Consider the following 13,078-nt stretch of genomic DNA (forward strand, 5'->3'; position numbering starts at 1 on the left):
GTACTCGCACGACTTCAAGGCGAGCGCGGCCATGCTACCGGCAGCGACTGCTAGAACATGTCGCGGCTGCTGCTGCGCGGATCGTCGCTGACGATATGCGGGTCGTAGATCCCGCCTCTCGCGCTCCGGCGCCATGGCCGGGCCGGATCGACGGGGTCCCTGCCGATATCCGCCACGACGATCGATGGTCCATCCCCGCTGCATCGGACCGCCCATTGCCCGTCGGGCGAAACAATCCCTGAAGGAGCCGTCAGGCCGGGCTGCGCGAGAACCGCAAAACTCGCCCAATAGCGATTGATTGAAGCATGCCCCTGCACCTCGGCGGCAAAGGCAATGTCGTTCGCCAGAGCGCCGCCGGAGGTCGAAAACAGCACGCAATCGACGTTCAGCTGTTCGTATTCGATGAAAAGCTCGGGAAAGTGGCACTCGATGCCGAGCGCGCAGCCGAAGCGGACGCCGTCGATCTCGAACGCCAAAGGGATCGTTCCGGGCGTGTACATGAACGAGACCTTGGTGTTCGACAGCATGCGCTCGTCGTAGCGTGTCGCGACCGCCCCCTTGTCCGAGATCACATAGAGGCTGTTGTGCGGGCGATGCGGTTCGGTGAGCTTGTGAACGGATCCAAGGACCGTCCATAGGCCGAGGTCCCGCGCCAACGTCCGTATGGTATCAAGCTCTTTGCGCAGAACCGTCCACTCGAAACGGCGCCAATCGGACTGGCCTATTTCGCGCGGACCGATCGTCGACATGATGCGCTTGTTCGGAAAGCACGTCGCGCCCTCGGGGAAATGCAGCACCCGCGCCCCGGCCCGATGCGCCTCCCGCATCAGGTGTCGGATCCCTTCGCCGGCATGGTGAAGGGCCGCCGCATCGCGGGGATCGTCGAAATAGCCGGATTGCGCCACGGCCAGGCGCAGCAATCTTGGTTGCGCCACCAAGTCTTCCGCCGACGCCTGGCGAAGATGCATGAGTGCAGTTGTATAGGATTCGCCGGTCTTGGCGGCACGGGCGCGAACGCGCCGTTTGAAATTTCGGTTTTCAGTCATCACAGGGCCTTTCGCGTCTCGGGCAAGTTCCCCAACAACCGGACCCGAAACGGTGGGACCTAGATTGCGACCCGAGACTGAAGTCCCTTTGCCTCCGTGAAAGGATCGTGCTGGGGACGATCTTTGGAGGTTCGGCGCAGGCCACGCCGAACCAAAAGGTGCCGCTCGGACACTGATTCGTCAATTGCGGGTGTGTGCTCGGGTGTCTGTCACTTCAAAGGCAGATAGATCTCGCTCAAGAGTTCGGTCGGCGCAACTTCGCGGGGATTGTTGAGATATTTCTCGAACATCAGGCTGTCGCGGATATCGCGGCCGGACTGCGGCAGCCATGTGCCGTAGAGCCATTGGTAGGCCTTCGGCATATCCGCGTAAGGGCCTTTGTGGCGAAGCACCGCATAGCGGCCGCCGTCGAGATGCTGCGGGGTCAACGGCGCCTCCGCCGGCATCGGTCCGCGCGCGCTGACGCAGGCAAAGGAGCGCAGTTTTTCCGCGGGCACCAGTTCCGGATCGTCGAGGTAGATGCCGATCATCTCCATGTCCGGCCGGAACAATTGCCGTGAAAAGAGGGTGCCATAAAGCGTCTCGAACGCCTTGCCGATCTCCATATAGGAGCCGGTGTGGGCGACGCCGACGAGGTCGAAGGCTTCGACGTCCTTCAGGGTGACTTCATACATGTCTGGAATTCCTTCCGTTGAAGCGGTTTCAAAGGCGACATGGCTCCCCTCCTTGCGGTATCGCGCCGGCGGCAGCCCATAGGCGGCCTTGAAGGTGCGGTTGAAGGATTGCAGATTGGGATAGCCAGAGCGCTGCGCGATCGTTTCGACAGGAAGATCGGTCTGGGCGAGATCGGCCGCTGCCCGCTGCAGCCGCAGCCGCTTCACCGTTCCTGCCAGCGTCTCGCGGTGAACGGCCCGGTAGATCCGGTGCCAATGGTGCGGCGACAGACAGGCAATCTCGGAAAGGCGATCAAGGTCGAGATCGCCGTCGAGATGACCGTAGATGTAGTCGCTGACCCGGTGCAGACGCCGTTCATAGGTCGCCCACGCTACCCGCTCTTCCATGTCCAACCTTTCGCGCTTTGCTCACGGATGGGTAGACCATAGATCAATTTGACAAATCCTGCGGAGTTGCGGGCGTGCTTCGACTGAGATTTGTACGAGCCTTCCGCGATATAGGACCCCGGTTTGACCGTCCGAGGCGCCGAGGCTCTGTTCGTGTGGGCTGGTGATCCGGCGGGGTATGACACGCACGACCGGAGGGGGCTCGCGGGACCGCGAGCGTGAAGCTACACAAGCCCTGCCCGATGCAAACAAAAAGGGCGCCGCAACGGACGCCCCTTTTCCTATTCTGCTGCGGGTACCAATCAGCCGGCGAGTGCGACGGCCACCGCTTCGATCGCTTCGGCCGCCTTGTCGCCATCCGGACCGCCGGCCTGGGCCATGTCGGGACGGCCGCCGCCGCCCTTTCCGCCGAGAGCGGCGGATGCGACGCGAACGAGGTCAACGGCGCTGAGCTTCGAGGTCAAGTCGTCGGTCACGGCAACGACCGCGCTTGCCTTGCCATCGCCGGAAACGCCGACGAAGGCAACGACGCCGGAGCCGAGGCTCTTCTTGCCGTCATCGGCCAGGCTCTTCAGATCCTTGGGCTCGACGCCCGAAACGACCTTGCCGAGGAAGCGAACGCCGGCGATTTCGCGGGCGGCATCGGCCGAACCCGCTTCGCCGCCACCACCGAGTGCCAGCTTCTTCTTGGCCTCAGTCAGCTCGCGTTCCAGCTTGCGGCGCTCGTCGAGCAGCGCCTCGACGCGGCCGAGCACGTCGCCCGGCTGAACCTTCAGCGTGTTGGCGAGCGTCTTCACGCGCTCGTCCTGCTCGTTCAGATAAGCGCGTGCCGCTTCACCGGTCAGCGCCTCGAGGCGACGAACGCCGGCGCCGACGGCGCTTTCCGAGACGACGCGCACCAGGCCGATGTCACCGGTGGCAGACACGTGCGTGCCGCCGCAGAGTTCGACGGAATAAGCGCGGTTGGCCTTGGAGCCGTGGATGCCGCGACCCATCGAGACGACGCGAACCTCATCGCCGTACTTCTCGCCGAAGAGCGCCATCGCACCTTCGGCAATCGCATCATCGACGCTCATCAGACGCGTGGTCACCGGCGTGTTCTGGACGATGATCTCGTTGGCCATCTCTTCAACGACCTTCAACTCCTCCGCCGTCATCGGCTTCGGATGAGAAACGTCGAAGCGCAGGCGTTCCGGCGCTACCAGCGAGCCCTTCTGGGCCACGTGGGTGCCAAGCACTTCGCGAAGCGCCTCATGCAGGAGGTGCGTGGCCGAATGGTTGGCGCGCAGGCGCGAGCGGCGGGCGTGATCGACGTCGAGCTGGGCGGCGTCGCCGGTCTTGACCGTGCCTTCGGCCACGGTCGCGAAGTGGACGAAGAGCCCCTCGCCGCGCTTCTGCGTGTCGGTGACGGTGAGCTTGCCGCTTTCCGTCGTGATCGTGCCGGTATCGCCCATCTGGCCGCCCGATTCGCCGTAGAACGGCGTCTGGTTGAGCACCACCTGGACCGTGTCGCCCTTGGCGGCGGTTGCTACGACAGCGCCATCGCGCACGATCGCCTGGATCACGCCCTCGGCGGTCTCGGTGTCATAGCCGAGGAAATCGGTCGCGCCGTGCTTTTCCTTGAGCTCGAACCAGATGGTCTCGGTCGCAGCTTCACCGGAACCGGCCCAGTTGGCGCGGGCTTCGGCCTTCTGGCGCTCCATGGCAACCGAGAAGGCGTCGGTGTCGACGGTGATGCCCTTGGCGCGCAGCGCGTCCTGGGTCAGGTCGAGCGGGAAGCCGTAGGTGTCGTAGAGCTTGAAGGCGGTTTCACCGTTGAACTGGTCGCCTTCAGACAGATCGGCAGATGCGTCGGACAGCAGATTGAGACCGCGCTCCAGCGTCTTGCGGAAACGGGTTTCCTCAAGCTTCAGCGTCTCGGAGATCAGCGCTTCGGCGCGCACCAGTTCCGGATAGGCGCGGCCCATCTGGCCGACGAGTGCCGGCAAGAGCTTCCACATCAACGGATCCTGGGCGCCCAGCAGCTGCGCGTGACGCATCGCACGACGCATGATGCGGCGAAGCACGTAGCCGCGGCCTTCGTTCGACGGCAGCACGCCGTCGGCGATCAGGAAGGCGGACGAACGCAGGTGGTCGGCAATGACGCGATGGCTGGCGCGACGGTCGCCCTCAGCCTTGACGCCGGTCGCTTCTTCCGAAGCCGCGATCAGCGCGCGGAAGAGGTCGATGTCGTAGTTGTCGTGTTCGCCCTGGAGAACGGCTGCGAGACGCTCGAGGCCCATGCCGGTATCGATCGACGGACGCGGCAGGTTGACCCGCTCTTCCTTGGTGATCTGCTCGTACTGCATGAAGACGAGGTTCCAGATCTCGATGAAGCGGTCACCGTCTTCGTCGGCCGAGCCCGGAGGTCCGCCCCAGATATGGTCGCCGTGGTCGTAGAAGATTTCCGAGCACGGGCCGCAGGGGCCGGTATCGCCCATGGCCCAGAAGTTGTCACTGGTCGGGATGCGGATGATGCGGTCGTCGGAGAAACCGGCGATCTTCTTCCAGAGATCGAAGGCCTCGTCGTCGGTGTGGTAGACCGTGACCAGCAGGCGCTTGGCGTCGAGGCCATACTCCTTGGTGATCAGGTTCCAGGCGAGCTCGATCGCGTTCTCCTTGAAGTAATCGCCGAAGGAGAAGTTGCCGAGCATTTCGAAGAAGGTGTGGTGACGCGCGGTGTAGCCGACATTGTCGAGGTCGTTGTGCTTGCCGCCGGCGCGAACGCACTTCTGTGCCGTAACGGCCGTCGAATAGGGACGCTGCTCCAGGCCGGTGAAGACGTTCTTGAACTGCACCATGCCGGCATTGGTGAACATCAATGTCGGGTCATTGCGCGGCACCAACGGGCTCGACGACACGACCTCGTGACCGTTCCTGCGGAAATAGTCGAGAAAGGTCGACCGGATTTCATTCACGCCGCTCATCTTGCGTCCTATTCTTAAGCACCGATTCCGGCCCGGGTCCGGCCCACGCCGCGCCACTAAGCCATTGTCCCTAAACCCTGCGGCCACCCGTGGTGACCGCACCCTCCAACGCGCTGGGTCGCCGGAACCAAAGGCTTTTATCGCTCACATATCCGACTGTCCAGACGCCAGCAAAAAACCGGCCGCCCACGGGACGACCGGTTTTCTGGTAACCTCAGTGGACCGAGCGGCTTATGCTTCCGGCGGCTCGTCACCGTCGTCCGCTTCCGGACCGCCATTCTCGAGGAACCGATCAGCGATCAGGCCGGCGTTCTGGCGCAGCGCCGTCTCGATTTCGCGCGCGAGATCCGGATTGTCGCGCAGGAACGTCTTGGCGTTCTCGCGGCCCTGGCCGAGACGCTGGCTGTTGTAGGAGAACCAGGCGCCAGACTTTTCGACGATGCCGGCCTTGACGCCGAGGTCGACCAGTTCGCCGGTCTTCGATACGCCCTCGCCATACATGATGTCGAATTCGACCTGCTTGAAGGGAGGGGCCATCTTGTTCTTGACGACCTTGACGCGGGTCTGGTTGCCGACGACCTCTTCGCGCTCCTTGACCGAGCCGATGCGGCGGATGTCGAGGCGAACCGAGGCGTAGAACTTCAGCGCGTTGCCGCCGGTGGTGGTTTCCGGCGAACCGAACATGACGCCGATCTTCATGCGGATCTGGTTGATGAAGATGACCATGCAGTTCGACTTGGAGATCGACGCCGTCAGCTTGCGCAGCGCCTGGCTCATCAGGCGGGCCTGCATGCCCGGCAGGCTGTCGCCCATTTCGCCCTCGATTTCGGCGCGCGGCACGAGCGCTGCAACCGAGTCAACGACGAGAACGTCGATCGCGCCGGAGCGCACCAGCGTGTCGGTGATCTCAAGCGCCTGTTCGCCGGTGTCGGGCTGCGAGATCAAGAGGTTTTCGAGATCGACGCCGAGCTTGCGGGCATAAACCGGGTCAAGCGCGTGTTCAGCATCGACGAAGGCGCAGATGCCGCCCTTCTTCTGTGCTTCGGCGACGGTCTGCAGCGCCAGCGTCGTCTTACCCGAGCTTTCCGGGCCGTAAATTTCAACGATGCGGCCCTTCGGCAGGCCGCCAATGCCGAGCGCGATGTCGAGGCTGAGAGAGCCGGTCGAAACCGTCTCGATCTCAATGATGCTGTCCTTCCCACCGAGCTTCATGATCGATCCCTTACCGAACGAACGTTCGATCTGGGAAAGTGCCGCTTCAAGCGCCTTGCTTTTATCCACCGATTTGTCCTCTACGAGCCGCAAAGAGTTTTGTGCCATTTGGTCCACCTTTAGGTTATTGAAGCTACCGAGGCAATGAAGCCGCCGCAGGAGTTTTTGTACATGTTTTGTTCCGTATTTGCAAGAGCGCGACAACACATTGAAAAACAATAGCTTTCAACGATACGTTCGATTCTTGTTCACGGAACGAAACCAGAGTTTTCGAATGTTGGCGCAAGCCCTTCGAACCTGCCCGGCAAGGCTCGGCCGATTCGCCTGCGCATGAGACTTTGAGCAGGTCGGGCGCGTGGCGCTTCGCGACGCGGCATTGCAGGATGCCAACAGATATTCGGCCGATCGGCCAAGCAGAGGAACATTCATGACGCAAGCTGACATCGCCGTTTTCGGTGGCGCGCATATCGACAGGCGCGGCCGTATATCGGGAACGACAGCGCCCGGGTCGAGCAATCCGGGAAGCTGGTTCGAAGAAGCGGGCGGCGGTGGTTTCAATGCCGCGCGCAACCTGGCGCGGCTTGGCCACAGCGTGCGCATGATCAGCACCCGCGGCGGTGATGCGGCCGGCGAGATGGTGACCGCAGCCGCGGCCGCCGCTGGCGTCATCGACAGTCCCCTCACCTTTCTTGACCGCCAGACGCCGAGCTATACGGCGATCCTCGAAAACGACGGCAATCTGGTGATTGCGCTCGCCGACATGGAACTCTACCGGCTGTTCTCGCCACGGCAGTTGCAGCGGCGGGCGCTCCGCGAGGTCATCGCCGCGAGCAAGCTGGTGCTGACCGACGCCAACCTGCCGGAAGAAACGATCGCCGCACTTGCCCAGTCGGCTGCCGGCAACGGCCGCCTCGTCGCCGGCATCGCTGTTTCGCCGGCCAAGGTCATCCGCTACCGGCCGTGCCTCTCGCATCTCTCGTTCCTGTTCATGAACGAATCCGAGGCGCGGGCGCTGACCGGCAAGGAGGCGGCCGAGGCGGAAGAATGGCCGGCCCTGTTGCGCGGTCTCGGCATCAACGGAGGCGTCGTGACCCGGGGCGGCCGTGCGGTCGTTGCCTTCGAGGGCGATAGCGCCTGTGTCGTCGTGCCGCCGGCCCTGCCCGCCCTTGCCGACGTCACCGGCGCCGGCGACGCGCTCGCCTCCGGCTTCCTTTCCGCCCGCCTTGCCGGCCGCGATATCGCCGATTGCCTGCGGCACGGCATCGCAGCCGCCGGTTTGACGTTGCGTTCTCCCTTGGCCGCATCCGAAGAGATGTCCGCGGCCAATCTCGAACAGGCGCTGGCCCTTGTGCCCACGCCCCAAATGCTGTCATGACATTTGCCAGCAGAACTCCCAAGGAAAGACCATGACCAAACCCGCTTCCCCCTTCCTGCCGATGGAATATTCCGACGAGGTCGCAGCCGCCAAGGCGCGTGGCGCGCCGATCGTGGCGCTGGAATCGACCATCATCACCCATGGCATGCCCTACCCGGGCAACCTGAACATGGCCCGCAGCGTTGAAGCGATCATCCGCGAACAGGGTGCCGTGCCGGCGACCATCGCCGTCATTCATGGCGTACTGCATATCGGCCTTGACGATGCCAAACTCGAAGAACTGGCCAAGACCCAGGGCGCGATGAAGGTCTCGCGCGCCGATCTCGCCTTCGCGATCGCCGAGCGCCGCACCGGCGCGACCACCGTCGCCGCGACGATGATCGCTGCTGCCCGCGCCGGCATCCGCGTCTTTGCGACCGGCGGCATCGGCGGCGTGCACCGTGGCGCCGAGCTCTCCTTTGACATCTCCGCCGACCTCGATGAACTCGCCCGCACCGGTGTCATCGTCGTCTGCGCCGGCGCGAAGGCGATCCTCGACATTCCGAAGACGCTCGAAGTGCTCGAGACCCGCGGCGTTCCGGTCGTCACCTATGACAGCGAAATCTTCCCGGCCTTCTGGTCACGCGACAGCGGCCTCAAGAGCCCGCTGATGCTGAACAGCCCGGCCGCGATCGCCAACTTCCAGACCATGCGCGAGCTGCTCGGCGTCGAAGGCGGCATGCTGGTTGCCAATCCGGTTCCGGAAGCTGCCGAGATCCCGCGCGAAGAGATGGAAATCTATATCGCCCGCGCGCTCGACAATGCCGAGAACGACGAGATCACCGGCAAGGCGGTCACGCCCTATCTGCTCAGCAACCTCTTTGAAATGACCGAGGGCCGCAGCCTCGAGACCAACATCGCGCTGGTCGAGAACAATGCCCGGCTTGCCGGCGAGATCGCCGTCGCGTTGAACGTGAAGTAATCCGGTAAGAAACGGCGAGAAATAGAGAAGCCCGGCCCGCAAGCGCCGGGCTTTTTACATTGGCGAAGGCTGACGATGCGTTGGAAGTTTGATCAAGCACCTGATGTTGCCTGCGTTACCTGCCGCTCGGTGCTCGCGGGGCACCCGGTTCTCGTCGCAACACATCATGAAGACGATCATTCATGGGCGTTTACAGATGGCGCACCGATCGACATGCCGAAAGTGCTCGTGGTCGCGATGGCGGAGGTCGTCGAGCGCCACACCGACCTTGACGAGATCGCCGATCTTCCTCCCGGCTGGTCGGCAACGCGCGGCTCGGCCAATGGGCCTTGGTCAAGGCAGCAGAACGACTAGGGGCGGAAGCCTAACGTACCCAGCGCCGACCCCGGTCGATATCCCCTGGCGTTCAACGGCTCTAGGAATCGAGCATTTCGCGCACGGATACCGCCAGCTGCTTCAGCGAGAACGGTTTCGGCAGGAAGCCGAACTTGGCATCCGCCGGCAGGTTGCGGGCAAAGGCGTCTTCGGCATAGCCCGAGACGAAGATGAACTTCAGGTCCGGGTACTTCTTGCGCAGTTCGGTCAGGAGCGTCGGTCCGTCCATTTCCGGCATCACCACGTCGGATACGACGATATCGACGGCGCCGTTGAGCTCGTCCATGATGTCGAGCGCCTCGACGCCGGAGCCCGCTTCGTAGACGGTGTAGCCGCGCGTTTCCAGCATGCGCTTGCCGCCGCGGCGAACAGCCTCCTCGTCCTCGACGAGCAGCACGACTGCCGAATCTCCGGTGAGATCGGTCGGCTCCTCGGTCTTGACCACGGGAGCCGCTATCGTCTGCACCACCGGCGCAGCAACGGTTCCGGTGCCTGCCTGCGCGGGCTCCTCGGGCGCAACCGGCACCTCGATATGGCGCGGCAAGAGGATGCGGAAGGTCGTGCCCTTGCCCACTTCCGATTCCGGATAGATGTAGCCGCCCGACTGCTTGACGATGCCATAGACCATCGACAGGCCGAGACCGGTGCCCTTGCCCACTTCCTTGGTCGTGAAAAACGGCTCGAAGATTTTGTCGAGGATTTCGGGCGCAATACCTGTTCCCTGGTCGGAAACTTCCACCATCACGAAGTCTTCGTCCGGCAGCTCACGGCGTCCGAAGGCCGAAACCTCCGCCGCCGGCAGATTGCGGGTGCGAAGTGTAATGATGCCGCCTTGGGGCATGGCGTCGCGGGCGTTGACCGCGAGGTTCAAAAGCACCTGTTCGAACTGGCCGAGATCGGTCCGGACCGGCCAGAGATCGCGACCATAGTCGACCTCGACCTTGACGTTCGTTCCGGTCATGCGGTCGACCAGCATGCGCAGGTCGCCGATCACGTCGGTCATGTTGAGCACCGTCGGCCGCATCGTCTGCTTGCGCGAGAAAGCAAGCAGCTGCCGCACGAGAACAGCGGCACGGTTGGCGTTGCGCTTGATCTCCATCAGGTCGGCGAAGCTCGGGTCGGCCGGCCGGGCAGACAGAAGCAGGTGGTCGGACGACAGCAGGATCGCCGTCAGCACGTTGTTGAAGTCGTGCGCGATGCCGCCGGCAAGCGTGCCCACGGCGTTCATCTTCTGCGTCTGCGCCATCTGGTTTTCGAGCGCTTTCTGCTCGGTAATCTCCAGCGCATAGATGATCGCCGCTTCCTCCGGCGCCTGATCGGTCTGGTCGATCACGGCATTGACGTAGAAGCGGAAATGGCGCTCGCCATCGGTCGGGTGCAGCGCGTCGATCGGCGCGATGTCGCCCTGCCGGTCCTTGGCGGCCGCCAGCGCGTCGTGCAGGCGAAGCTTCTCGGTTTCGTGCACCACTGCATCGATCAGCGCGCCGCGCTCGACGTCGTCCTGCGAGACGAGACCGGAAAACAGCTTCAGGAACGGCGCGTTGGTGCGCAGGATCCGGCCATTGCCATCGACCGAGGCGATCGCCATCGGCGTATTGTTGAAGAAGCGGGTAAAACGCATCGCTGCGCTCGACGCCGACTGGTCGCTGTCCTCGCCGCCCTCGCGCGACATGACGATGGTGCGGCTTTCGCCGGGCGCGCCGTCGCGGGTCGAGGAGACACGGTGGATCATGCGCACCGGCAGGCTCTGGCCGTTCAACTTGCGCAGGTCGAGGTCGAGCATCTTGGTCTTCTTCAGACCCGGTTCGGCCTGCACCGCCTGGACGAGCGTCAGCCCCTCGCCTGCCACCAGATCGCCAATACTTATCGAGCCCGGCTGGAACTTGGTGAGATCGATGCCGAGCCAGTCGGCAAGCGTGGCGTTGATATAGAAGATCTCGCCCTTGCGGCCGGCGGAGAAGAAGCCGGCGGGTGCGTGATCAAGATAATCAATCGCGTTCTGCAATTCCTTGAAGAAGCGCTCCTGGTCGTCGCGTTCGGCGGTGATGTCGGCGATCTGCCAGAGATAGAGCGGATTGCGCTCGCTGTCTTCGAGCGGCAGCACGCGTGCCTTCAGCCGGAACCAATGGGCGCCGGAGCCGGTGGCCGCACCGGTCGCAAGCGGCTTCAGCAGGCGGAATTCCTCATGCCCCTGCTTGCCCTCGTGCAGGCCGTTGGTCAGCCGGTAGATTGCTTCCGTCGCCTCGCGATTGCGCGACAGGATCGTTTCGAGCGATTGGATGCCGGCAGCGTTCCTCGCGCCCGTGAGCGCGCCATAGGCGGCGTTGGCGTAGATGATCCGGCCCTTCCGGTCCGTGACGATCGTGCCGTCCTCATGCGCATCGAGAAAGGCGCGCGCCAGCTCGTCCGGGCGCGATTGCGGCATCACCTCGATGAAGCCGATGACCGAGGACACGAGAAAGAAGATGCCGACCATGGCGAGAACGCCGAGGATGCCGAGCACGATCTCGTTTTCCATCTGGTTCCGGAAGATCACGAAGGCGATGGCCGAGACGGTGAGGACGATCGCGAGCAGCACGATCCGCAGCACGGTTCCGGGCCTGACGCCACGGTCAACAACCGGCATCTGGTAGTCGCCTGACTGCCGCAATTTCGTCATCGGGTCCTCTTACGCGGCCGGCGCCGCGCGCGGCGCGGCCCAGCCCTTCCGGCCGGCATCCGCTCAAACCGCCGGGCAAAATCGGCCATAGCCGACACGCCCTCGATCATTCGGACAAGAATCATCTTTAACAATCAGAGATAACAGCAAAAAGCACCTGTGCGGAAGCATTCGAGCCAATTCACAGGGAATGTCGGCGAAGTGCTTGTCCGAGCCCGAAAAAAGCCGTCAAATACTGCCACTCGAAAGGCAGAAGGAGTTCACCCTATGATGGAAACGATCATCGCCGACAACGGCAGCCGGTTCGTCGTCGCCGCTGCAGCGGTCGCGATTGGACTTTTGTGCCTCGTGGCTGTGCTCTGGATCATGCGCAACCGTCCTTCCTCGCCATTCATCCGTGGCGGCAAGAACCGCCAGCCGCGCCTGGCCGTGCTCGATGCTGCCGCTGTGGACACCCGGCGCCGTCTCGTGCTCGTGCGCCGCGACGATGTCGAGCACCTGATCATGATTGGCGGGCCGACGGATATCGTCATCGAAAGCCGGATCGTCGCCGGCGGCGACGAGCGCCCGGCCGTCAGCGAACGCTCAGCTGTCATCGAACGCAAGGTGGCTGAAAGCCGTCCGGCAGCCAGGGAACCCGTTCAGCAGCCCGCGCCGACGATGCAGGCCGAACCCGTCGTCGCGACGCCGGTTCGCCCCATCACCCGGACAGAGGAACAGCCGGTCGCTCGCGTCGAGCCGGTGGCGCCCATGCGCGTTACGGCCGAACAGCGCCCGGTGGCAGCACCTGCCCTTGCTGCAGAGCAGCGCCCTCTCGCTCGCCCTGTCGCCCAGCCCGCACCCGAGAGCCCGTCTATCACCTCCGTCGCAGCACCCGCGGTCAACGTCGATGCAGCCATGAACCGCCCTGTGGAAATGGCGCAGGCTGTACAGCCGCAACCCATTCAGATGCAGCCGGCCCAGCAGCTTCAGCGCCCCGCAGCGATCATCCAGTCGCAGCCTCAGCTACAGCCGCAGCCGGCTCCTGCGACCGCCCTTTCTGATTTCGAGCGCCTTCTCGACGCGGAGATCACCGGCGACCTGCAGCGCCTGGGTCCGGCAACATCGGTCACTCCGGAAAACCGTGCGCCGGCCCATTCCGGCCGTCAGGAGCCGACGCTTGGCGCGCCTGTCGCCGACGGCGGTCATAAAGAGCCGACAATCGAAGAAGAGATGAACCGCATGCTGGCCGACATCTCCGCCGGGCGGAAGCCCTGATTGCCGCATTGGCCTGACGGCGACGTCAGGCATCGCGACGGCAGCGAGATACTTGTCTGAGCCCAGGCATCGAAGCGAAGAGCCGCTTCGTTGCTTCGGAAGAAATTCGGGACAACGGAAAAAGGCGCGGTTTGACCCGCGCCTTTTTTCAGATTGTTACGAAAGC

Annotated in this window: 9 protein-coding genes; 4 read left to right on the forward strand and 5 right to left on the reverse strand. The window is 63.6% G+C overall.

The genetic code is table 11. The annotated features are described in order from the left end of the window. Positions 1-50 precede the first annotated feature (50 nt). The 4 genes from AC3WVQ_RS08145 to recA form a co-directional block, all read right to left on the reverse strand. Positions 51-1,046 (reverse strand): carbon-nitrogen hydrolase family protein, encoded by a 996-nt coding sequence (locus AC3WVQ_RS08145; protein ID WP_090293864.1) that lies wholly within the window; start codon positions 1,044-1,046, stop codon positions 51-53. A gap of 209 nt (positions 1,047-1,255) precedes the next feature. Beyond that, complete coding sequence (locus tag AC3WVQ_RS08150; protein WP_060585072.1) at positions 1,256-2,107, reverse strand: AraC family transcriptional regulator; 852 nt, start codon at positions 2,105-2,107, stop codon at positions 1,256-1,258. Positions 2,108-2,409: 302 nt separating this feature from the next. Continuing rightward, positions 2,410-5,073 (reverse strand): alanine--tRNA ligase, encoded by a 2,664-nt coding sequence (alaS, locus tag AC3WVQ_RS08155; protein ID WP_034794561.1) that lies wholly within the window; start codon positions 5,071-5,073, stop codon positions 2,410-2,412. Positions 5,074-5,304: 231 nt separating this feature from the next. Further along, complete coding sequence (recA, locus tag AC3WVQ_RS08160; RefSeq protein ID WP_043614579.1) at positions 5,305-6,393, reverse strand: recombinase RecA; 1,089 nt, start codon at positions 6,391-6,393, stop codon at positions 5,305-5,307. Positions 6,394-6,712: 319 nt separating this feature from the next. On the opposite strand from recA, the gene AC3WVQ_RS08165 reads away from it, so the two are divergent. From AC3WVQ_RS08165 to AC3WVQ_RS08175, 3 genes are all read left to right on the forward strand, one after another. Then, entirely contained in the window at positions 6,713-7,660 is a 948-nt protein-coding gene (locus AC3WVQ_RS08165) for a carbohydrate kinase family protein (protein WP_090293867.1), read from the forward strand. A gap of 31 nt (positions 7,661-7,691) precedes the next feature. Continuing rightward, positions 7,692-8,621 (forward strand): pseudouridine-5'-phosphate glycosidase, encoded by a 930-nt coding sequence (locus tag AC3WVQ_RS08170; protein ID WP_034794581.1) that lies wholly within the window; start codon positions 7,692-7,694, stop codon positions 8,619-8,621. Between the two features lie 75 nt (positions 8,622-8,696). Further along, positions 8,697-8,975 carry a hypothetical protein gene (locus AC3WVQ_RS08175; protein WP_090293868.1) on the forward strand — a complete coding sequence of 93 codons (279 nt, stop codon included), beginning with the start codon at positions 8,697-8,699 and terminating at the stop codon, positions 8,973-8,975. Between the two features lie 61 nt (positions 8,976-9,036). On the opposite strand, the gene cckA is transcribed toward AC3WVQ_RS08175, so the two are convergent. Then, positions 9,037-11,655, reverse strand: a complete 2,619-nt coding sequence (cckA, locus tag AC3WVQ_RS08180) for a cell cycle histidine kinase CckA (RefSeq protein ID WP_090293870.1) — start codon at positions 11,653-11,655, stop codon at positions 9,037-9,039. Between the two features lie 267 nt (positions 11,656-11,922). Here cckA and AC3WVQ_RS08185 point away from each other — a divergent pair, with 267 nt between their 5' ends. Further along, the gene (locus AC3WVQ_RS08185; protein ID WP_090293872.1) at positions 11,923-12,912 is read left to right on the forward strand and encodes a flagellar biosynthetic protein FliO; all 990 of its coding nucleotides are present in this window, start codon (positions 11,923-11,925) and stop codon (positions 12,910-12,912) included. Positions 12,913-13,078: the final 166 nt, after the last annotated feature.

The sequence above is a fragment of the Ensifer sp. EB106-05-01-XG146 genome, assembly GCF_058791875.1.

Excerpts from the sequence above, each read along its gene's own strand:
- AC3WVQ_RS08165 (WP_090293867.1), top strand. The coding sequence starts at position 6,713 with ATGACGCAAGCTGACATCGCCGTTTTCGGTGGCGCGCATATCGACAGG.
- alaS (WP_034794561.1), bottom strand. The coding sequence starts at position 5,073 with ATGAGCGGCGTGAATGAAATCCGGTCGACCTTTCTCGACTATTTCCGC.
- AC3WVQ_RS08145 (WP_090293864.1), bottom strand. The coding sequence starts at position 1,046 with ATGACTGAAAACCGAAATTTCAAACGGCGCGTTCGCGCCCGTGCCGCC.
- AC3WVQ_RS08185 (WP_090293872.1), top strand. The coding sequence starts at position 11,923 with ATGATGGAAACGATCATCGCCGACAACGGCAGCCGGTTCGTCGTCGCC.
- AC3WVQ_RS08170 (WP_034794581.1), top strand. The coding sequence starts at position 7,692 with ATGACCAAACCCGCTTCCCCCTTCCTGCCGATGGAATATTCCGACGAG.
- AC3WVQ_RS08175 (WP_090293868.1), top strand. The coding sequence starts at position 8,697 with ATGCGTTGGAAGTTTGATCAAGCACCTGATGTTGCCTGCGTTACCTGC.
- AC3WVQ_RS08150 (WP_060585072.1), bottom strand. The coding sequence starts at position 2,107 with ATGGAAGAGCGGGTAGCGTGGGCGACCTATGAACGGCGTCTGCACCGG.
- cckA (WP_090293870.1), bottom strand. The coding sequence starts at position 11,655 with ATGACGAAATTGCGGCAGTCAGGCGACTACCAGATGCCGGTTGTTGAC.
- recA (WP_043614579.1), bottom strand. The coding sequence starts at position 6,393 with ATGGCACAAAACTCTTTGCGGCTCGTAGAGGACAAATCGGTGGATAAA.